We start from the raw sequence: 20,483 nt of genomic DNA, 5'->3' as shown, positions 1-20,483 counted from the left end.
CCGGCGCTTCGTTCACGTCAGGGAAAGCAGGTTTCAGGCCACCTTGAAGTCGTTCCAGCGCTTGTTCATGTAGGCGGCTTCGTCCATCAGCGTGTTCCAGCAGGAGATGTTCTTGACGCGGTCGAGGAACGAGCCGCCGTCACGCTTGGTGCCGCTCTTCTCCATCGGCACGCCATAGGGGTCGTTGACCACCTCGGGCGCGGGCTGGCCCTCGTACCAGAACGCCCATTCGGCCGCCGTGAGGAATTTCTTCGCAGTCGAGGGGACCGGGCTGTAATAGCCGTAGCGCGCGACGAAACCGCCCTGCCAGCCCGACAGATACCAGTTGAGATATTCGTAGGCCGCGTCCAGCTTCTTGCCGGAGAGATGTTTCATCAGGCCCATGCCGTTGCACCAGCCGCGATAGCCTTCCTTTCCGTTCTTGATGTTGACCGGCGCGTAGACGCAGGGGATTTCCTTCACGCGTACCGCGGCAACCGCCGGCGACCACATCGACTGGATGACCACTTCGCCCGCCGCCATCAGCTGCACCGACTGGTCGAAGGTGGTCCAGGTCGCGCGGAACTGGCCCTGCTTCTTGAGCTCGATCAGCTTGTTGCAGGTGAAGTCGATCTCCTCCTTGGTCATGTTGCCTTTGTTTCCGTACTTGATCAGCCCGGCGCTTTCGAAGCAGAGCGCGGCGTCCATGATGCCGATCGCGGGCACGTCGAGGATCGCGGCCTTGCCTTTGAATTTCGGATCGATCAGATCCTTCCATTCCGTGACTTCATGGCCGACGAGGTCGGGGCGATAGCCGATGGAGTCGGCGTTGTAGACCTGCGGCAGGAAGGTCGCCCATTCGGTCACGCCGTCGCTCAAATCGGTCGAATCGGGCTTGGCGATATACATGGCCTCGTAGGGCGAGATGCCCTGGCGCGGGATCTTGTGACCGTCGATCTCGCCCTTGGTAAAGATCGGCAGGATGTTGTCGAACTCCTTGACCTTCTTGACCTCGATGCCCTGGATCACGCCGCGCTTGGCAGCGAGCTTGGCCTGCCAGCCCTCGAGATCGGCGATATCGACCGTATTTGGCTGGCTTATGAAGCGGTTGATGGCGGCGGAAGTGTCGAGGTTCTGCATCGTCACCTTGAAGCCGAGATCCTTGGCCGCCTGGTCACCGATCGCCTTCACCACCGAATAGGACACGCCGACATGGCGCAGCTCGATGTCCTTGATCTCCTGCGCCCAGATGGTTGGGAATCCGCGGATCGCGTCCGATCCTGCAGCCGCGCCGGCCACCGCCGCGGCGCCCTTCAACAGCGTGCGCCTGCTCAGCTTTTTCGCAGACTTGTCGCTCGTCCCCGCCGGATTGGCAGTGGATGTCCCCTTGTCCCTGTCAAGCATGGCAACCCTCGTTGGCTACAATGAACGTGCGCACCGGTCGCCATTGACCGGCTGCGGATGTGATCAATTGCGAGGGAGGCTATGGGCGGGATGTCGTGAAGTAAAATTGGAAGTAAAAATTCGCTGCATAAACGCGGCTAATGATTCGCCCCGCTGCACCGGCTTTTGGCAACGCGCATAAGATGAAGGCGGCCCTCAGGACCTGAGCGAGTCCCGCGCGGTCTCCGGCGCTATCAACGTTGCGATGATGGTGATGACCGACAGTGCGATGATATACACCGACACCGGCCGGTACGAGGCGGCCCATGCAAGCAGTGCCGTCGCAATCAGCGGCGAGAAGCCGCCACTGAGCGCGGCGGCAACGTTGGCTCCCAGCGATGCGCCGCTATAGCGCACCTGGGTACGGAACAGCTCCGGCATGAAGGCCGCCTTCGGCCCGAACAACAGCGCATGCGTCAGTGTCATCGTCACGACGAGCGCGAGCGTGATCAGCGCCGGCTCCCTGGTTTCGAGGAACCAGAACAACGGAAACGCCAGCGCCACCGAAAACACGCCACCGGCGAGATACAGCGCCTAGCGGCCGAAGATGTCGGACAACCAGCCGGCGAGCGGCAGCGTCGCGAGCTCGACGAGCGCGGCATAGACCACCGCATTCAGGATCACCTGCCGCGGCAGGCCGAGCTGCGTCGTGGCATAGACCACGGTGAAAACAGTGAGGAGATAAGCGAGCCCGACTTCGGACACCGTGATGCCGATCGCCAGCAGGAAGCTGCGCCAGTCGCGGCGCAGGACTTCCAGCACCGGCTGCGCCAGCACCTCCTTGCGCTCGAGCACCTCCTTGAAGTGCGGCGTCTCCGCGAGTTTCAGCCGCACGATGAAGCCGACACCGACGAGCAGGATGCTGATCAGAAACGGCACGCGCCAGCCCCAGCTCAGGAAGTCCGCTTCGGGCAGCTGCGTCATCAGACCGAAAATGCCGGTGGACGCGGCGACGCCGACGGGGAAGCCGATCTGCACCAGACTTCCGTAAAAGCCGCGGCGGTTGCCGGCGTGCTCGGCCACCATGACCACCGCGCCGCTCCACTCCCCACCGAGCCCGATGCCCTGGACGAAGCGCAAAATGACGAGGAAGATTGGCGCCCAGACGCCGATCTGGCTGTAGGTCGGCAGGCAACCGATCAGGAACGTGCCCAGTCCCATCGCGAACATGGTCGCGACCAGCATCTTCTTGCGGCCGAGCCGGTCGCCGTAATGCCCGATGATCGCACCGCCGATCGGCCGCGCGACAAAGCCGACCGCATAGGTCGAGAACGCCGCCAGCGTGCCGACCATGGGATCGAAACTCGGGAAGAACAGCTTGTTCAGCACGAGCGCCGCCGCCGTGCCGTAGATCAGGAAGTCGTACCACTCGATCGCGGTGCCGAGCGCGGCTGCCCACACCACATGCGCCGTCGTCGATTTCTCCGCCGCAGCGGAGACTCCCGATGTTGCCGTCATTGCCATCCGCCCCAAGATTCCTGGGCGACATGATGGCCAATCGTTGTGGCTGTTGCAACTTGCGGAAGTGTTAGTTCTCCCAAGATCACAATGCGAGATTTTCGCGCAACTGCCTCCTCACCGTCGCCCGGCGAAGGCCGGGACCCATAATTACAGGGAGGAGTTTGGCAAAGACCGGCGCTCCGGTACTGCGACCGCCCGACTTCGAGAGATCACGCGGTATGGGTCCCGGCCTTAGCCGGGGCGACGCGGAGCCTTTATTGTCCATTGACAAACTTATTCGCTAATATCTAATTTGCTGCCACAATAACCGGCCGCGCCAAGCGCGCCCATAAACGAGAGGGAACGACGATGAGAGGGTTTTTGGCCTGCGCCATGCTCGCGGCCATGACTTCGGCTGCCATGACCACCGTTGCGAACGCGCAAATCTCCGACGACGCCGTGCGGATCGGCGTGCTGACGGATCTGTCGAGCTGGGGCCGCGACAACAGCGGGCCGGGCTCCGTGGAGGCCGCGAAAATGGCCTTGGAGGAATTCGGGCCCACCGTGCTCGGCAAGCCGATCGAGATCATCAGCGCCGATCACCAGATGAAGACCGATGTTGGCGTGCAGATTGTGCGCGGCTGGTTCGACAACGGCAAGGTCGATGCCGTCGTCGACATCCCCAATTCCGGCATCGCGATCGCCGTCCACAATATGGTGCGCGAGCGCAACAAGATTGCGCTGCTCTCCGGGCCCGGCGCGAGTTCGCTGACCGACGAGCTTTGCAGCCCGAACACCGTGCACTTCACCTACGATACCTACGCGCTGTCGAAGGTGACGGCCTCCGCCGTGATCAAGGAAGGCGGAAAATCCTGGTACTTCATCAGCGCCGACTACGCCTTCGGGCAGCAGCTCGAGAAGGATGCCACGCGCTTCATCAACGAGATGGGCGGCAAGGTTTTGGGCGGCGTGAAGCACCCCACCAATACGGCCGATTTCTCGTCCTTTGCACTCCAGGCGCAAAGCTCGAAATCGGACGTCGTCGCTTTCGCCAATGCGGGCCAGGACACCGACAATGCCATCAAGCAGTCCGGCGAGTTCGGCCTGGTGCAGGGTGGCCAGAAGCTGGTCGGCCTCCTGATGTTCGACACCGATGTCCACGCGATCGGCCTCAAATCCGCGCAGGGTACCTACATGACCACGGCCTCGTACTGGAACATGGACGAGGCGACCCGCGCATGGTCGCGGAAATTCTACGAGCGCACCAAGGTGATGCCGACCATGATTCAGACCGGCGTCTACGGCTCGGTGCTGCATTATCTCAAGGCCATCAAGGCCGCCGGCACCGATGATCCCGCCAAGGCGATGGCCAAGATGCGCGAGCTGCCGATCGAGGATACATTCGTTCATGGCGGACGCTTGCGCGAGGACGGCCGCGTCATTCGCGACATGTATCTCGCCAAGGTGAAAACACCCGAGCAGTCCAAGGAACCGTGGGATTATTTGGAGATCATCAAGACGGTGAAGGGCGAGGACGCCTTCCGCCCGGTCTCCGAGTCGAAATGTCCGTTGCTCAAGAAGTGAGGCCTGCATGACCGGCAACGAGCGCAACGAGACTTACGAGTGCGATGTGCTCGTGGCCGGATCGGGCTGCTCCGGCATGTCGGCCGCCATCACCGCGCGCTATCGCGGCCTCGACGTGCTGATCGTCGAGAAGGAGCCGCGCTTCGGAGGCACCACCGCCCGCTCCGGCGGCTGGCTCTGGATTCCCGGTACCTCGCTGGCCAAGGCCTACGGCATCGAGGAGACACCGGAGCAGGCGCGGACTTACCTGCGGCACGAAGCCGGCAACAACTTTGACGCCGCGCGCGTCGATGCATTCCTGAGCGCCGGGCCCGAGGCGATCGATTTTTTCACCAGCAAGACGGCGCTCCGTTTCGACATGCCGCTGGTGTTCCCGGACTACCACGCCGAGGCGCCCGGCGGCGCCCAAGGTGGTCGTTCGATGGTGGCGCGCCCGTTCGACGGCCGCGAACTCGGCGACCGGATCAAGGCCCTCGGCACGCCGCTGCCCGAGCTGACCGTATTCGGCATGATGCTCGGATCCGGCAAGGACATCGTCCATTTCATGCGCGCGACGAAGTCCCTAACCTCGGCGGTCTATGTCGCAAAGCGCCTGTCGCGGCATCTGATGGACGTGCTGCGCTATGGCCGCGGCATGACGCTGACCAACGGCAATGCGCTCGCCGGGCGCCTGGCAAAATCGGCCCAGGACCTGAAGATACCGATGTGGCTGTCCTCGCCGGTGCGCGAGCTCACTGTCGAGAACGGCACTGTCACGGGCGCCATTGTCGCCCGCGACGGACGCGACGTCCGCATTCGTGCGAGACAAGGCGTCGTGCTCGCCTGCGGCGGTTTCCCGCATGATGTCGAACGGCGCAAGAAGATGTTCCCGCACGCGCCGACCGGGAACGAGCATTTTTCGCCGGGACCGACCGGCAACACCGGCGATGGGCTGCGGCTCGCAGAACGCGCCGGCGGACATGTCGAGGACAGGCTGCCGAACGCGGCAGCCTGGGTCCCGGTCTCGGTCACCAAGCGCAAGGACGGCTCACACGGCGTGATGCCGCATTTCATCGACCGCGCCAAACCCGGCGTGATCGCGGTGATGCGTGACGGCAAGCGCTTTGCCAATGAGGGCAATTCCTATCACGACTTCGTCCAGGCCATGGTCAAGGCGGCGAAACCCGGCGAGGAGATCGCGGCGTATCTGGTCTGCGATCACCAGACCCTGCGCAAATACGGCCTCGGCTGCGTGCCGCCGTTCCCGATGCCGCTGGGTCATCACCTCACGACCGGCTATCTCATGCGCGGAGAGACGCTGGAGGCGCTCGCGGCAAAGGCGGGCATCGACACCATGGCGTTCGTCGAGACCGTCAAGCAGTTCAATGCGACCGCACCACACGGGCACGATGCCGCCTTCGGCAAGGGCTCGAAGGCCTATAACCGCTACCAGGGCGATGCGCTGCACGGCCCGAACCCCTGCGTCGCGCCGATCGAGAACGGCCCGTTCTACGCCATCAAGATGGTGGTCGGCGATCTCGGCACCTATGCCGGCATCGTCACCGACGAGAACGCGCGGGCGCTCGATGCGGAGGGACGGGTGATTCCCGGGCTCTATGCCGCCGGCAACGACATGGCGAGCATCATGGGCGGCAATTATCCGGGCGCCGGCATCACGCTTGGGCCGGCGCTGACCTTCGGCTACATTGCCGGCCGTCACCTCGCCGACAGCGCCGCCAAGCGCAACGCGGCGTAAGCCACGCCAGGAAGCGCATGAAGAGAGAAAGCCGCGGCATCCAGTCGATCGAGGTCGGCGGCGAATTGCTCCGCGCCCTCGCCCGCAGCGGCGAGCCGATGATGCTGCGCGATCTTGCACGCGAGGCCGGCATGACGCCGGCCAAGGCGCATCCCTATCTCGCCAGCTTCTCCCGCATCGGCCTGATCGAGCAGGACGAGACCACCGGCCGTTACGAGATCGGCGCACTGGCGCTGGAGCTCGGCCTGATCAGCCTGCGCCGACTGTCCGGCGTACGCATCGCAGGACCGAAGATCGCGGCGCTCGCAACCCAGATCGGGCATGCGGTCTCGCTCGCGGTCTGGGGCACGCACGGCCCCACCGTGGTGCAGCTCGAAGAACCCGGCCAGCCCGTTCACATCGTGATGCGCGCCGGTTCGGTGATGGCGCTGCTGGAGACGGCCACGGGCCGGGCCTTTGCGGCCTTCCTGCCGGAAAAGACGATCAACGCCGCACTCGAAAGCGGCCTCGATCGTTACGGCGTCGGCTATAATCCGAAGCGCGCTGTGAAAGGCGCGAAGGTCACTGAGATGCTCACAGAGGTCCGCAAGCACGGCCTCGCCCGCGCGCTCGGCGACCCCCTGCCCGGCGTCAACGCATTCTCTGCGCCGGTGTTCGACCATTCCGGCCATGTCGCGCTGGTAATCACCGCGATGGGGCCGGAAGGCACTTTTGACGCGCGCTGGGACAGCCCGATCGCCCATGCGCTACGCGATTGCGCGGGCGGCATTTCGAAACGACTGGGTCACGGGATGACGGCTGCGGCGGAGTGATCTACTTCACCGGCACCGTGTAATTCAGAATCAACCGCCCACCATCTGGATAGATCGTCTGCCCCGTGATGTAGGACGCATCGTCACTCGCAAGAAACGCGACGACGGAGGCAACTTCGCTCGGCTCGCCGCCACGGCCGGCCGGCGTGCGTGACATCACGGTCTTGCGGGCATCTTCCGAGGTGTAGATGGACGATGCCACCATGTCGGTCAGAATCGTGCCCGGCCCGACCGCGACGACACGAATATTGTGCGGAGCGAGTGCGACGGCAGCGACCGAGGTGAGCTGCTTCATGCCGCCCTTGGACATGGCGTAGGTCGCAAGCGCCGGGATTGCCAGCAGTGCATTGACCGAGGACATGTTGATGACGACCCCGGCGCCGCCTTGCGCGATCATCTGCTTCGCCGCCGCCTGCACGCCGAAGAACGCGCCCTTCAGGTTGATGCCGATGATCTCATCGAATTCTTCTTCGGAGATCTCCAGGAGGTCCCGGTTGCGAGCGACGCCGGCATTGTTGACCATGATGTCGAGCCGGCCGAACTCTTTTGCGGCAGTTGCGACCAGCTGGTCGACATCGGCACGCTTTGCGACATTGCCGACGACAGTGCGCAAGGCATCCGGTCGCGCGAGTTCGGCGGCCGTCGCGGCCAAGCCCTCGGCATCGACATCCGAGATGACGACCTTGACGCCGTCGTCCAGGAATCGCTTTGCGCAAGCCTTGCCGATACCGCGCGCCGCGCCGGTGATGGCGGCGACCTTGCCGGATAGTTTCATGGTCTCACTCCAGAGTAGCTGCTTCGACAGCAGACTGTCGCCGGGCGAGAAACCCGGCTCAGACCTACGCGAAGCTAAGATGAGCACGGAACCGATTCTTGATAAAGACGGCATCGCGCGAGGGTAGCGAGCGCGGCGGATTTTCGGCCAGAACCTTGATGACAACAAGGCGCGGGCCATCGGCCGGCTCGTCGAGCTGCGTCGCCAGACGTTCCACCTCCTCGAGCGTCCGCACGGTCCCGGTCGCGGCAAAGCCGCAGGCCACAGCGATCGCAGTGAGATCGACGCCGCGCCCGGTGTGGCTGGCCTGCATACCGGTCTCGCCAAAATGCTGGTTGTCGATCACGACGATGTCGAGATTGCGCGGGCGCGCGACGCCGATGGTGGCGATGCCGCCGAGGCCCATCAATTGCTCGCCATCCCCGGTCAAAGCGAGGACGCGCTTTCCCGGCTGGGCTTGCGCGAGGCCAAGCCCGATCAGCGCGGCGCCGCCCATGGCGCCCCAGAGATAGAAATTGCCGTCATGGTCGCCGACCGAATGAAGATCATAGGTCGGCGAGCCGAGGCCGGACACGACCAGCGTGTCCTTGCGATTCTTCAGGAGCGCGGCGACGGCGGCGCGGCGGTCGAGCTGAGCTTGCATTGGCATCACCACTTCTTCTTGCCGATCAGGCGTTGCCCGATCAGCACCGCGATCTGCTGATCGGAATCGTAGGCGAGCGCTGCGGCCGATTCCACGGTCTCGACCAGATCCTCCGCCGTCTCCGCGCGCATCACCTTCAAACCAATCGCTTCCAGCGAGGGCTGCGTCGCACGGCTCATCGGCACCTGCCAGGGATTGAACTCGGCCCATTCGCCGCGCATCGTCACCAGCATCAGCAGTGGAAATCGTCCGATCGCCGACAGCGACAGCATGTTGATGCAATTGCCGACCCCGCTCGACTGCATCAAGAGCACGCTACGCTGGCCGCCGAGCCAGGCGCCTGCGGCGATGGCGACGCCCTCCTCTTCCGTCGTCAGCACGTTGGTGGTGACGTCGCGGTCGGCGGAGAACAGGCGGATGAGCTGGCTGTGACCGGCATCGGGAACGTAGGACATCTGCCGCACGTCGGCGGTTTTCAGGATGCGGTAGAGCTCGGACGGCCAATCGTCTGCGCGCGTGTCGGGATTGGATTGAAGGCTGTGCACCGCTGGTCTCCGTGGATTTCGAGAGGCACTCTAGCGATGTTCAGGCGCCAAAGCTCTGACCGTCTGGCGCGATCAGGTATCGAGGGATTGTATAGCTGCCTCTTCCGCTGCCGGTGGGACAGCGCACGATGCGCATGGCTGCGCCCTCTCCCCTTGCGGGAGAGGACATCACCGCTGACAGATACAAACTCATTTGGGTGACGGGTATCCCGCACGGGGAGCAGGAAGAGGAGTCATAGACAACTTCTCGACCTCTAGCCAAACTGGCGCGGCCGCAGCCCGGCATGAAACCAGGTGATCATGGAATAGATATCGTAGACGGGCAATCCGACCTCGGTCTGAAGCGCCGCTGCATAAGGCGGCATGTTGGTGCATTCCAGCACGATCGCGCCGACATCCGGGTTCCTGGCGATCAGCTCCTTGCCGGCCTCGACCACGTCACGTTCGGCCTGCGCGATGTCCATGTCGTCCTTCTCGGCTTTGATCAGGACGCGGAAGAATTCCTTGCCATGCTCGGTGCCGACCAGCGGCGTATCGAGCGGCACGCCGGCGCCTGCGAGATGAGCCGGCGTCAAGGACGCACCGGAGACCGTGACGAGGCCGACGCGCTTGCCCGGCGGCAAGGTCGCCTGCACCCACGGCACCTGCATCAGTGACGAGGTCGCGACGGGAACGCCGACCGCAGCTGCGATCTCTTTCTGGAACAGCGAGAGGAAGCCGCAGTTGGTGGTGATGGCTTCGGCCCCGAGCCGCACCAGATCCTTCGCCGCATCGATGAAATCAGGCAGCAGACCGGCGGCGCCCTTCAGCACCACCTTCTCCGGCGAGGCACCGCTCACCACGCGATAGAGCACAGGGAAAGGCCAGGTGGTGCCGTTGCCCATGTCGCCGGGAATGCGGGGGAAGCGCGCCTCCAGCATCAGGATGCCGAGCGGCGCTCCATAGATGGCCTTGCCGCCGCGGGCGATTCGGGGGGACGAATTGGCTGGAGCGGTCATGATGCGATCTCAGAGAAAACGATCGGGCGAAAACGGTGCAAGCGGAATTTCCGGCGGCTTGCCGCTTAGAAGCTGGGCGACGAGACGACCAGTGCGAGCCGAGCCGACCAGGCCGATATGGCCGTGGCCGAAGGCATAGACAACGTCGCGCGAGGCCCGCGCGTAACCGATGCAGGGCCGGCCGTCCGGCATGCTCGGCCGATGGCCGAACCAGGTCTTGATGCGCGAAGCCGGAATGTCCGTCGGCAGTTTCGGGAACATGCTGAAGAGGTTGTCGCGCAAAATCTCGGCGCGCTTCCAGTTCGGTGCGGCCTCGAGGCCGGCGATCTCGACCGTGCCGGCGGCGCGCAAACCCTTGTCGGTCCAGTTCACCACCATCTTCGCATCCGAGGCCATCATCGAGCTGCGCGGCCCCGATTCCGGATTCTCGATCATGACGTGATAGCCGCGCTCGGTCTCAAGCGGCAGCGGATCGCCGATGGACGCCGAGAGCCGCTTTGAATGCGCACCGGCGGCAATCACCGCGGCATCGCACGCAATCTCGCCGGTCTCGGTCAGGACAGCCACGAGCTTGTTGCCGGATAGCCTCAGCCCAATTGCCTTGGCCCGCACGAGCTTGGCGCCGCTTGCCAGCGCATGCTGCGCGAGCGCGGCGACATAGGCACCCGGGTCGCGGCAGCGACCGGCTTCCTCCACCACCACACCGAAAGTGTAGCGCGGATGCAAATCAGGCTCGCGCTGACGCATCTCGTCGGCCGAAAGCTCCAGCCATTCGACACCGACGCGCCTACGCACGCGCCAGCCGAGATCATCGTCGAAATTGCCGCGCGACGGAAAGACATGCATCACGCCGTTACGCTCGATCAATTCAGGGACGCCCGCCTCCTCCGCGAGCTTCCTGTGCAATAGCGGCGCGTCCTTCAGGAGATCGCGCAGCGCAAAGGCCGTCGTCTCGACCCGCGCTTCGGTCCAGCCCGAGAGCAGATATTTGATCAACCAGGGCAGCGCCTTCGGCAGATAAGACCAGCGGATCGCGAGGGGTCCCAGCGGATCCATCAGATAACCCGGCACCTTCTTCCAGACGCCGGGCTCGGCCGGCGGGATTACCGAATGCGAAGAGAGCCAGCCGGCATTGCCGTAGCTCGCCGCCTGTTCGCCACCGGGCTCGCCGGCGTCGATCAGCGTGACGCGATATCCCTCGCGCAGCGCCTCGATGGCGCTGATCACGCCGACCGCGCCGGCACCCATGATGGCGACGTGGCGGCCCTCCGACATCGCTTAAGCCTTCACCGCAGGGGCGAAGTCCTTGCCGACCGACATCGCGCGCGGATCGATGATGCAGTGGAGGATCGACGGCTTGCCCGAGGCGAGCGCACGCTCGAACGCCGGCGCGAACTCTTCGGTGCGCTCGACGCGCTCGCCATGGCCGCCGAACGCTTTTGCGTACATCGCAAAATCCGGGTTCTTGAGCTGGGTGCCGACCACGCGTCCCGGATAGTCGCGCTCCTGGTGCATGCGGATGGTGCCGTATTGCGCATTGTCGACGATGATGACGACGAGCGGCGCATCGTATTGCACGGCAGTCGCGAATTCCTGCCCGTTCATCAGGAAGCAGCCGTCGCCGGCGAACGCGATAACGGTGCGATCCGGATATTGCCGTTTCGCGAGCACCGCCGCCGGCACGCCATATCCCATCGAGCCCGAGGTCGGCGCGAGCTGGGCGGCAAAGCTGTGGAAGCGATGATGGCGATGGATCCAGCCGGCGTAGTTGCCGGCGCCGTTGCAGACGATCGCGTCCTTGGGCAGGCGATCGCGCAGCCAGGTCATGACCTGGCCGTACTGGAACGTGCCCGGCAGCTCGCGCGCCTTTTCGGTCCAGGCGAGATAGTCGGCATGCGCCTTGGCGGCCTCGCCCTTCCAGGCAACGGCGCCTGCCGGCTTCAGCGTCTCGACCGCGGCCGCGAAGGCGGCGGGCGTGGCCTGGATCGCGAGCTCAGGCTGATAGATGCGGCCGAGCTCTTCCGAGCCGGGATGAACGTGGATCAGCTTCTGCCGCGGGGTCGGAATGTCGAGCAGCGTGTAGGATGAGGACGGCATTTCCGACATGCGGCCGCCGATCAGCAAAATGACGTCGGCGTGGTCGATGCGCGCCTTCAGGCCCGGGCTCGGCCCGATGCCGAGATCGCCGGCATAATGCGAGTGATCGGCGTCGATCAGCGAGGCCCGGCGGAACGAGGTCGCGACCGGCAGGTCGAACCGCTCGGCAAAGCGCGCGATGCTCCGGGTCGCTTCATCCGTCCAGCGCGAGCCGCCAAGAATGACGAGCGGCGCCTTGGCGCTCGCAAGCATGGCGCCGACGCGCTCGATATCGGCAGGCGCCGGCCAGCTCACCGCCGGCTCGATGCGCATGGCGTCCGCAACGGCTGCGGTCTCGGTCAGCATGTTCTCGGGCAGCGAGATCACCACGGGACCGGGGCGGCCCTGCATGGCGACGCGGAAAGCGCGCGCGACCAACTCCGGAATCCGGTCGGGACGATCGATCTCGACCGCCCATTTCGCCATGGTGCCGAACACCGCCTTGTAGTCGAGTTCCTGAAACGCCTCGCGCTCGCGCATGCCGGTGTCGACCTGACCGACGAACAGGATCATCGGCGTGGAATCCTGCATCGCGATGTGGACGCCGTGGCTCGCATTGGTGGCGCCGGGGCCGCGGGTGACGAAGCAGATGCCGGGACGCCCGGTGAGCTTGCCATAGGCTTCCGCCATCATCGCCGCACCGCCTTCGGCGCGGCAGATCATGACGTCGATCGGGCTGTCGTGCAGCGCGTCCAGCGCCGCCAGATAGCTCTCGCCCGGCACGCAGGTGACGCGCTCGACGCCCTGGGCGACGAGCTGATCGATCAGGATCTGGCCCCCGGTGCGGGCGTTGCGAATGGTCATGACGGCTCCCTCAAGACTTTGGCGATGCGTTTCGCAGCTTCGCGAAATTTTGCTCGGAGCTGGCGTAGGACAGGCCGACAGGGCGCGCAAGATCGAAAGGCTTCTCGCACCCTGCGCAGGCGTCATGCCCGCCCCTGCTGGTTGCACTGCAGCCCATGTCGCAGCCGCTTGCCGGACGAGAGGTGGCGAGCTTCGACGCCTTCGTTGACGACCTGGCCGAACCAGATTGGTGCCCTATTCGACCGCGACCTCAGCGAGGCCGACGTGCCGCAAACAGCAGGGCACAGATCGTGGAGATGATTTTGGCGTGGCTGGCGGCGAAAGCGTGAGACGGCGAGGTTCGTGCCAAGCGTTCGGTGTCGTCCTGGCGAAGGCCAGGAGGTGGATTCACACTCGAAGTGCAACAGTTGAGAGGAGAAGGCCTCTGCCGGGGTTCTGAAGTCAAGGCATTTGCGCGGGGTGTTGTTGTAGGCGGCAATGGACTGACGGAAGCGCCTGGTTGGGAGCTTTTCGAGGTCGGTCTTTCGGGGGATGAAGCGGCGCAAGCGGCCGATGGCGTTCTCGATGCCGCCCTTTTGCCACGGCGCGTGCGGGTCGCAGAAGAAGGTCTTCATCAAGAGGCTCTGCAAGGAAAGGTGGGCGGCGAACTCGGTGCCGTTGTCGAAGGTGACGGTACGGCGCAGTGCCTCCGGTACGGCTTTGAACAGGCGTACGAGATGGCTAGCGATACCGGCGGCGAACTTGCGTTCGATGGGAACGGCGAGCAGCAGGCGCGAGGTTCGCTCGTGGACGGCCAGGATGGCCTGCCGGTATTTGGAGAACATCATCAGATCGGCTTCCCAGTGGCCCGGGACTTTGCGATCGGCGACCTCGGCAGGCCGTTCTGCCAGCGAAACACGGCCTTCGATGAAGCTTGCGGGGCTCCCGCCTCGTTTGCCGCGGTGGCCTCGCTTGCTCTTGCCTCGAGGCAGATAGCGCCGCCAGGTGAAGTCCGTCGTGCGTGTGATCTGGGCGTAGATGAAGCGGTAGATGCTCTCGCAGGAGATCACCCTACGGCCACGTTCCCGGGCCAGCCTGCCTGCGACCTGTTCGGGTGACCAACCGCGGCTCAAGCCTGCCAAGACCTCGCGGCGCAAGCTGGCGTCCCGCTCGAGGCGAGAGCCCTTCCAGCGCCGCGCCCGGGTCTGCTGCTGAGCATAGCTTGGCTTGTAGCCGACTTGCCTGCCACGGTTCCGCCTCAGCTCCCGAGAGATCGTTGATGGCGGCCGATCCAAAGCTGCCGCGATTTGCCCGACCGAGCCGCCATTGGCCGAAAGGCGGGCAATCTCGCATCGATCGTCAAGGGAGAGCTGTTTGTAAGTCCGCCCCATGGCAACACCTCCAGATGGAAGTGTTGCACTTCGTTTGTGAACTCAGGGGACCCATAACCACCAAACGCAGTTTGGCGAAGATTCGGGATTGCCAGCTCGCGCAGCAAGATCTTCTTGGGGGTAATGGGTCCTGGCTTTCGCCAGGACGATGAACAAAAATCACCCGCCCTTTTTCTGCCGCGCGCTCGCCAGCAGTACCAGCACGAAGGAGGCCGCCGTCATCAGCGTCGAGATGGCGGCGATGGTCGGGTCGATCTCGTCGCGGAGGGCGGTGAACATGCGCTTGGTCAGCGGCTGATACTGGCCGCCGGAGATGAAAAGCGCGACGATGGTCTCGTCCATCGCCGAGATGAAGGCGAAGATGCCGCCTGCGACCACGCTGGACTTGATCTGCGGCAAGGTCACCGCGAAGAAGCTACGCAGGCGATTCATGCCGAGGCTGCGTGCGACCATCTCCTGCGCCGGATCGAAACTCTGCAAGCCCGCCAGCACCGAAATGATCACGTAAGGCAGCCCCAGCATCACATTGGCGAGCACCAGGCCCGGCAGCGTCGCGACCAAGCCGATTTTGGCATAGAGGAAGAAGATCCCCACCGCAGTGATGATGATCGGCACCACCAGCGGCAACAGCAGCATCATGTGGATCAGCCGCATGATCCGCAGCTTCGACTGGCTGATGGCATAGGCGGCGGAGACGCCGAGCGGCGTTGCGATAAGCACGGTAAGGAGCGCGACCGTCAGCGTTACCCGCGTCGCCTGCATCCAGGCCGCGTTGGAGAAATACTGCTGATACCAGCGCAGCGAGAACGACGGTGGCGGAAAGGTCAGAAAACGCGCGCTGGAGAAGGAGATCGGCGCGATGATCAGCACCGGCAGGATCAGGTAGACCAGCACCAGCGCGCTGATCACATAGAGGGCGATCCGGGCGGGTGACAATCGCGTCATTTCTGCCCCAATATGCGATCGAGCGAGATGAAGCGGCTGACGACGAAGAAGATCGCGAGCACGCTTAAGAGCAGCACGACGGCGACTGCGCTCGCCGCGCCGAACTGGTTGTAGAGCTCGACATTGCGGCTCACCAGCATCGACACCATCACCGTGCGGCCGCCGCCGAGCAGTTCCGGCGTGATGTAAAAACCGAGGCAGAGCACGAACACCATGGTGCAGCCTGCCAGCACGCCCGGCAGAGACAGCGGCAGGAAGACGCGGACGAAGGTGAGCGACGGGCTCGCTCCCAGGCTGGCGCCGGCCTGCATGAGGTCGGACGGGATCTTCTGCATGGTGGCGTAGAGCGGCAGCACCATGAACGGCAAGAGGATGTGTACCGTCGCAACCACCGTGCCGAAGGTGTTGTGCACCAGCGCGAGCGGTTCGCTCGTCACCTCGAGATAACGCAAAAGCTGGTTGATCACGCCGGTACGCTGGAGCAGCGCCAGCCAGGCATAGGCCCGCACCAGCACGCTGGTCCAGAATGGCAGCACGACCAGCGACAGGATGAGAATGCTCCATCGTCTCGGCACCGAGTTGGCGAGGTAGGCCACGGGATAGCCAAGCAGCAGCGCGATTCCCGTGACCACGAGGCTGATCTCGAAGGTCAGCGCAAAGCTGCGCCAGTAGATGTCTTCGGTGAAGACGCGGCGATAATTCTCCAGCGTGAAGCCGTCATGGTAGATCGACTGCCAGGCGAGCCAGCCGACCGGCAGCACGATCAGAGCCAAGATCACCAGCAGCGCCGGCGACACCAATGCCAGCATCAGGCCGTGTTCGCGACGCTGATGCTTTTGGGAGGGATCCGGCACGGATGTCATCGACGCGGCCCGCTTCGCCTACTTCTGCATGAACGACGCCCAACGCTTCTCGGCGGCTTCGCCCGCCGGCGAGGACCACCAGGCGTAGGACATCAGCGCCTGTTTCGCCGCATTGGCCGGTTCGCTAGGCAATTGCGCGGCGCGCTCGGGCTTGATCACGTTGGTCTCAAACGCCTTTGGATTTCCCGGACCATAGTCGATATGCAGCGGCAGATTGGCCTGGTGCACGGGATCGACGGCCTCGTTGAGAAACTTGACGGCCGTCTCGAGATTCGGCGCGCCCTTGAGGATGCAGAGCGAGGTGCTTTGTAAAACGCCCTGGTTGTAGGTGAAGGCGACCTTGGCGCCTTCCTTCGCGACCGCACTGACACGGCCATTCCAGGCCATCTCCATGTCGACCTCGCCGTCGTTGAGCAGTTGCGCCGACTGTGCGCCGGAGGTCCACCACACCGTGATGTGCGGCTTGATCTCTTCCAGCTTCTTGAAGGCCCGGTCGACGTCGAGCGGATAGAGCTTGTCGGGCGCGACGCCGTCGGCCATCAGTGCCGCCTCGAGCGTCGCGAACGGGTGGTTGCGCAGTGCGCGGCGCCCGGGAAATTTCTTGACGTCCCAGAAATCGGCCCAGCTGTTCGGCGCGTCCTTCGGAAAGGTCTTCTGGCTGTAGGCCAGTACGCTGGAATAGAACTCGTAGGAAACCGAATAGGGGCTGCGATAGGACTCCGGCATCGCGGCGCCATTCGGGATCTTCGAGAAGTCGAGCTTCTCGATCAGCCCCTGCTCGCCCCCACGCAGGCAGTTGCCGGTCGGAGTATCCACGACGTCCCAGATCGGCTTGCCGCTGCCGACTTGCGTCTTGATCGCAGGCCAGGCGTCGGGAATCGAATCTTGGTTGATTGTGATGCCGAGCTTCTTCGCCGTGGGATCGAGGATCGCCACCGTCTGCGCCTGCTGATAGGCGCCGCCTTGCGAGACGAAGGTGATCTGTTCGGCAGCCCTGGCAGCCGTGCCGCTTATCGCGATCGCACCAACCAGCGTGTAGCCAAGTCCAAAAATCCGATTCGTATTCATCCTCGCCTCCTCCAGATAAATGTCACTGTCCGATCGCATCGAGAAACTGGTACCAGCCGGCGACCATGCGCACGGCGGGCTCGCGCAACGGATAGAACGGGATGGCTTTCAATCGCCTCGCGTCGAGCAGCCCGACCTCTGGCGTCTCGCCGCGCACAAAGGCGGCGAGATAGCGGCCCATCAGGCTCGACATCGCCACGCCCGCGCCGTTGTAGCCCATCGAGAACAGCGTGCGGTCGTCGAGCCGGCCGATATGCGGCACCGAGTCCAACGTCATCCCGACCAGGCCCGACCATTTGTAGGCGAGCGGGACCTCGGCAAGGTCGGGAAAGATTCCGACCATCGCCTTGCGCAACGCGTCGAAAGCGGTTTCCGAATCCTGCTTGCCGAAGGCGCCGCGGCCGCCAAAAATCACACGATTGTCGACCATGCGGAACCAACGCATCATGCGCTTGGTCTCGGTGTAGGTGCGCCCGGTCGGCATCAGGCTTCCCGCGAGGTTGCGCGGCAGCCTGTCGGTCGCGATGATGGCGCTGCGGAACGGGATCAGCGTGCGCTGCATGCTCGCGGTCGCGCCGGTGAGGTCGGAATAGCTGTTGGTGGCGATGATCGCCTGCTTTGCCCGCACTGCGCCTTGCGGCGTTTCAGCGACGATGCCGCTGTTGTCGCGGCGGAGCCTTACGACCGGCGACTCCTGGAAAATCGGGATGCCGCGGCGCGCCACGCCATCGGCAAGGCCGCGCAGATAATTCAGCGGATGGATGCCGCCGGAGCCGGGATTGAGCACGCCGCCGACGAAGATGTCGGAGCCGGTCTCGTCGCGCACTTGCCCCTTGTCGAGGATGCGGACCTCCGCATCCCCCATCTCGCGCTTCATCCAGTTGGCCTCGTCGATCGCGGCCTTCAGGGTCGTCTCGTTGTGAGCGGCCTTGACCTGGCCGGTGCGCGTCAACGCGGCACTGGTGATGCCAAATTCGGAGACCAGCTCCTCGACGGTATCAGTGGATTCATGCGCGATCCCGTACATGCGCTGCGCCATGGCGCGGCCGTGCACGGCGTCGATCTCGCGGAACGAGAGGCGGAACTTTGCGGTGATCACGCCGCCATTGCGTCCACTCGCGCCCCAGCCCGCGCGGTTGGCCTCGAGTACGATCGGCGACAAACCGCTTTTGGCGATGTGGTGCGCAGCAGACAGGCCCGTGTAGCCCGCACCGATGATCACCACATCCGCCTGGTGCTCGCCTGACACGACCGGAAACTCGCGCGCCGGCTCGGCCGTGGCGGCCCACAGCGAGTTGGCCGACGGCAGCGCCTTCCAGTCCCGTGTCATGCCACCGCTCATGCCTTACGCCGCCGGCCCGATGGCCGCATCGGCAAGCGCCTTCAACGTCGGAAAATGGAAGTCCGGCTTGGTCAGCGTCTCCACGGCCGGTGTGCCTCCGAAACCGGCCATGCCCTGGCGGCGCTCGATCCAGCACACCTTGTAGCCGAGTTTCCGCGCAATCCCGATGTCGTGATACTGGCTCTGCGCGACGTGAAGGATATCGGACTGCTTGTAGCCGAAAGCGGACTGGCGGCCCTTGTTGTAGGCGAAAAACTCCGGATCGGGTTTCGCAACGCCAGTCTCGTCGGCGCAAACGGTATCGTCGAAGGGATTGCCGAGCGCGTGCGCGTAACAGGACAGCGCGACGCGGTCGGCATTGGTCATCGCGACCAGGCGGAATTTGGTTCTCAGGCGCTTCAGAGCCTCGACCGAGTCTGGGAACGGTCCCCAGCGCAGCACCGCGAGCTGGAACACGTCGCAGGAGGCGTCATCGGCCTGCAGCCCGAGTTCCTTGGCAAGATAGCGATAGACATGGAACATCACCTCGCTCGACCGCTCGTGGTGCTTGTCGCGACCGCGCTTGTAGGATTCGAAGATCTTGTCGTCGCTGAGCTCGGCCGGCGACTTGCCCGAGATCCGGCGCACCGCGGAGAGCACGCCGGTCTCGAAATCGATCAAGGTGCCGACGACGTCGAAGGTGAGAACCTTGAAATTGCTGAACGAGGCTGCTGACGACATTTTTGGCTTCTTCTCTCGGTTGGACAAGGCTTGGGTTCAGTCCCTCACCCTGGGCACGACGATGGTGTCCTCGGGGTGAAGGGTCACGGTAAGGCTGCCGCCCAGCGGCGGGATGCGGCTGTAGGCCTGGTGATAGCTCGCCTGGCGCAGGCTGAGCACGATGCCATCGGCGAGCGCCAGGAAGATGCGCAGGCTCTCGCCCTGATAGACGATGTCGGTGACCGTGCCGGTGAGCCGATTGCAGGCGGTGTCCGGCGCACCATCGTCGATCAGCAGTTTTTCGCTGTGCACGGCGAGCATCAGCGCGTCCCCGTCGGGAATGGCGCGGGCGCTGCGCAGAAGCACATTGCCGAGCGCAACGCCGGAGGCATCGACGCGTCGCACGGGAAGCATCGTGGCCTCGCCAATGAAACTCGCGACGAAGGAATCCGCGGGATGATCGTGCAGGCGCTCGGGCGCGTCGATCTGGATCAGCCTGCCGTCCTTCATCACGGCGACGCGGTCGCTCATGGTCAGCGCTTCGCGCTGATCGTGGGTGACGTAGATGATGGTGGCGCCGATGCGCTTGTGCAGCGCGCGCAGCTCGATCTGCATGGATTCGCGCAGTTGCTTGTCGAGCGCGGACAGCGGTTCGTCCATCAGGATCAGCCGCGGCTCGAAGATCATGGCGCGTGCGAGCGCCACGCGCTGGCGCTGGCCGCCGGAGAGTTGCGCGATACCGCGCTCTTCGTAGCCGGCAAGACCGACCATCGAAAGCGCCGCGCGCACCTTATCCGGCCAGGCCGCCTTCGGCAGCCGTCGCGCGCGCAAGGGAAAGGCAACATTCTCGCCGACGCTCATATGCGGGAACAGCGCGTAGTTCTGGAACACGACGCCGATGTCGCGCTTGTGCGGCGGCATCCAGGTGACGTCGCGGCCGCCGAACAGGATCGTTCCGCTCGATGGCAGGATGAAGCCGCCGAGGATGCCGAGCAATGTGGTCTTGCCGGACCCGGAGGGGCCCAGCAGCGAGACGAACTCGCCGGCGGCGACATTGAGGGACACGTCGTCGAGGGCACGAACGGCGCCATAGGCCTTGCTCGCGGATCTGATCTCGACGCTTTCCGCTCGTTTGTCCAACGATCGACCTCGCCATGTCCTGAGCCGGCGTGCTTCACTGCGCGCCATAAGCCTGCTTTATAGACAGGAATTTGAGCACTCCTGGTCGAAGCGTGCACCGCACCAACATCTTCGCTCGCAGGCCCTGTCTTTTGGCTATGACGCCAATGACACCAGACTTGG

The 20,483-nt window shown here is 64.2% G+C and carries 16 protein-coding genes and 2 pseudogenes; 3 read left to right on the top strand and 15 right to left on the bottom strand.

The window, feature by feature from the left end; translation table 11 throughout:
* Positions 1-33 precede the first annotated feature (33 nt).
* Positions 34-1,383: an ABC transporter substrate-binding protein gene (locus IVA93_RS08070; RefSeq protein WP_018454023.1), complete on the bottom strand. Its 1,350-nt coding sequence runs from the start codon at positions 1,381-1,383 to the stop codon at positions 34-36.
* A gap of 195 nt (positions 1,384-1,578) precedes the next feature.
* Positions 1,579-2,880: pseudogene (locus IVA93_RS08065) on the bottom strand (MFS transporter).
* A 351-nt stretch (positions 2,881-3,231) separates the two neighbouring features.
* On the opposite strand from IVA93_RS08065, the gene IVA93_RS08060 reads away from it, so the two are divergent.
* Genes IVA93_RS08060 through IVA93_RS08050 form a run of 3 tightly spaced genes read left to right on the top strand, consistent with a single transcriptional unit; the run spans position 3,232 to position 6,993 of the window.
* Positions 3,232-4,446: an ABC transporter substrate-binding protein gene (locus IVA93_RS08060; RefSeq protein WP_026232653.1), complete on the top strand. Its 1,215-nt coding sequence runs from the start codon at positions 3,232-3,234 to the stop codon at positions 4,444-4,446.
* 7 nt (positions 4,447-4,453) lie between these two features.
* Positions 4,454-6,181 (top strand): FAD-dependent oxidoreductase, encoded by a 1,728-nt coding sequence (locus IVA93_RS08055; protein ID WP_018454019.1) that lies wholly within the window; start codon positions 4,454-4,456, stop codon positions 6,179-6,181.
* 17 nt (positions 6,182-6,198) lie between these two features.
* The gene (locus IVA93_RS08050) at positions 6,199-6,993 is read left to right on the top strand and encodes an IclR family transcriptional regulator (protein ID WP_018454018.1); all 795 of its coding nucleotides are present in this window, start codon (positions 6,199-6,201) and stop codon (positions 6,991-6,993) included.
* 1 nt (position 6,994) lies between these two features.
* Here IVA93_RS08050 and IVA93_RS08045 read toward each other — a convergent pair whose 3' ends face one another.
* The 13 genes and pseudogenes from IVA93_RS08045 to IVA93_RS07985 all read right to left on the bottom strand — a co-directional run bounded on the left by IVA93_RS08045 (position 6,995) and on the right by IVA93_RS07985 (position 20,321).
* Complete coding sequence (locus IVA93_RS08045) at positions 6,995-7,768, bottom strand: SDR family NAD(P)-dependent oxidoreductase (RefSeq protein ID WP_018454017.1); 774 nt, start codon at positions 7,766-7,768, stop codon at positions 6,995-6,997.
* A gap of 64 nt (positions 7,769-7,832) precedes the next feature.
* On the bottom strand, positions 7,833-8,417 hold the full coding sequence (locus IVA93_RS08040) for a thiamine pyrophosphate-dependent enzyme (protein ID WP_026232652.1): 585 nt from the start codon (positions 8,415-8,417) through the stop codon (positions 7,833-7,835).
* Entirely contained in the window at positions 8,417-8,956 is a 540-nt protein-coding gene (locus tag IVA93_RS08035; protein ID WP_018454015.1) for a thiamine pyrophosphate-binding protein, read from the bottom strand. The genes IVA93_RS08040 and IVA93_RS08035 overlap by 1 nt, the downstream gene beginning before the upstream one ends.
* A 254-nt stretch (positions 8,957-9,210) precedes the next feature.
* Positions 9,211-9,954, bottom strand: coding sequence for an aspartate/glutamate racemase family protein (locus IVA93_RS08030; protein WP_018454014.1), 744 nt, complete (start codon positions 9,952-9,954; stop codon positions 9,211-9,213).
* A gap of 9 nt (positions 9,955-9,963) precedes the next feature.
* Positions 9,964-11,229 (bottom strand): NAD(P)/FAD-dependent oxidoreductase, encoded by a 1,266-nt coding sequence (locus tag IVA93_RS08025; RefSeq protein WP_018454013.1) that lies wholly within the window; start codon positions 11,227-11,229, stop codon positions 9,964-9,966.
* Positions 11,230-11,232: 3 nt separating this feature from the next.
* Positions 11,233-12,894, bottom strand: a complete 1,662-nt coding sequence (locus IVA93_RS08020) for a thiamine pyrophosphate-binding protein (protein ID WP_018454012.1) — start codon at positions 12,892-12,894, stop codon at positions 11,233-11,235.
* Positions 12,895-13,274: 380 nt separating this feature from the next.
* Positions 13,275-14,264, bottom strand: a pseudogene (locus IVA93_RS08015) (IS30 family transposase); the annotation flags it as partial.
* Between the two features lie 159 nt (positions 14,265-14,423).
* Positions 14,424-15,209 carry an ABC transporter permease gene (locus tag IVA93_RS08010; RefSeq protein ID WP_018454011.1) on the bottom strand — a complete coding sequence of 262 codons (786 nt, stop codon included), beginning with the start codon at positions 15,207-15,209 and terminating at the stop codon, positions 14,424-14,426.
* Positions 15,206-16,018, bottom strand: a complete 813-nt coding sequence (locus IVA93_RS08005) for an ABC transporter permease (RefSeq protein ID WP_524536866.1) — start codon at positions 16,016-16,018, stop codon at positions 15,206-15,208. The genes IVA93_RS08010 and IVA93_RS08005 overlap by 4 nt, the downstream gene beginning before the upstream one ends.
* 72 nt (positions 16,019-16,090) lie before the next feature.
* Positions 16,091-17,140, bottom strand: coding sequence for an ABC transporter substrate-binding protein (locus tag IVA93_RS08000; RefSeq protein WP_018454009.1), 1,050 nt, complete (start codon positions 17,138-17,140; stop codon positions 16,091-16,093).
* Between the two features lie 22 nt (positions 17,141-17,162).
* Positions 17,163-18,470, bottom strand: coding sequence for an NAD(P)/FAD-dependent oxidoreductase (locus IVA93_RS07995; RefSeq protein WP_247453881.1), 1,308 nt, complete (start codon positions 18,468-18,470; stop codon positions 17,163-17,165).
* Between the two features lie 15 nt (positions 18,471-18,485).
* Positions 18,486-19,202, bottom strand: a complete 717-nt coding sequence (locus IVA93_RS07990; protein ID WP_018454007.1) for an HAD family hydrolase — start codon at positions 19,200-19,202, stop codon at positions 18,486-18,488.
* Between the two features lie 36 nt (positions 19,203-19,238).
* On the bottom strand, positions 19,239-20,321 hold the full coding sequence (locus IVA93_RS07985; protein WP_018454006.1) for an ABC transporter ATP-binding protein: 1,083 nt from the start codon (positions 20,319-20,321) through the stop codon (positions 19,239-19,241).
* Positions 20,322-20,483 lie beyond the last annotated feature (162 nt).

Source organism: Bradyrhizobium sp. 155 (assembly GCF_023101105.1).
Classification (GTDB): domain Bacteria; phylum Pseudomonadota; class Alphaproteobacteria; order Rhizobiales; family Xanthobacteraceae; genus Bradyrhizobium; species Bradyrhizobium canariense_D.
Note: the sequence above shows the minus strand (reverse complement) of the source record. Positions and strands in the feature narration are given on the sequence as shown.

Excerpts from the sequence above, each read along its gene's own strand:
- IVA93_RS08020 (WP_018454012.1), bottom strand. The coding sequence starts at position 12,894 with ATGACCATTCGCAACGCCCGCACCGGGGGCCAGATCCTGATCGATCAG.
- IVA93_RS08025 (WP_018454013.1), bottom strand. The coding sequence starts at position 11,229 with ATGTCGGAGGGCCGCCACGTCGCCATCATGGGTGCCGGCGCGGTCGGC.
- IVA93_RS08010 (WP_018454011.1), bottom strand. The coding sequence starts at position 15,209 with ATGACGCGATTGTCACCCGCCCGGATCGCCCTCTATGTGATCAGCGCG.
- IVA93_RS08040 (WP_026232652.1), bottom strand. The coding sequence starts at position 8,417 with ATGCCAATGCAAGCTCAGCTCGACCGCCGCGCCGCCGTCGCCGCGCTC.
- IVA93_RS08045 (WP_018454017.1), bottom strand. The coding sequence starts at position 7,768 with ATGAAACTATCCGGCAAGGTCGCCGCCATCACCGGCGCGGCGCGCGGT.
- IVA93_RS07995 (WP_247453881.1), bottom strand. The coding sequence starts at position 18,470 with ATGACACGGGACTGGAAGGCGCTGCCGTCGGCCAACTCGCTGTGGGCC.
- IVA93_RS08070 (WP_018454023.1), bottom strand. The coding sequence starts at position 1,383 with ATGCTTGACAGGGACAAGGGGACATCCACTGCCAATCCGGCGGGGACG.
- IVA93_RS08005 (WP_524536866.1), bottom strand. The coding sequence starts at position 16,018 with ATGCTGGCATTGGTGTCGCCGGCGCTGCTGGTGATCTTGGCTCTGATC.
- IVA93_RS08055 (WP_018454019.1), top strand. The coding sequence starts at position 4,454 with ATGACCGGCAACGAGCGCAACGAGACTTACGAGTGCGATGTGCTCGTG.
- IVA93_RS07990 (WP_018454007.1), bottom strand. The coding sequence starts at position 19,202 with ATGTCGTCAGCAGCCTCGTTCAGCAATTTCAAGGTTCTCACCTTCGAC.
- IVA93_RS08050 (WP_018454018.1), top strand. The coding sequence starts at position 6,199 with ATGAAGAGAGAAAGCCGCGGCATCCAGTCGATCGAGGTCGGCGGCGAA.
- IVA93_RS08030 (WP_018454014.1), bottom strand. The coding sequence starts at position 9,954 with ATGACCGCTCCAGCCAATTCGTCCCCCCGAATCGCCCGCGGCGGCAAG.
- IVA93_RS08060 (WP_026232653.1), top strand. The coding sequence starts at position 3,232 with ATGAGAGGGTTTTTGGCCTGCGCCATGCTCGCGGCCATGACTTCGGCT.
- IVA93_RS08000 (WP_018454009.1), bottom strand. The coding sequence starts at position 17,140 with ATGAATACGAATCGGATTTTTGGACTTGGCTACACGCTGGTTGGTGCG.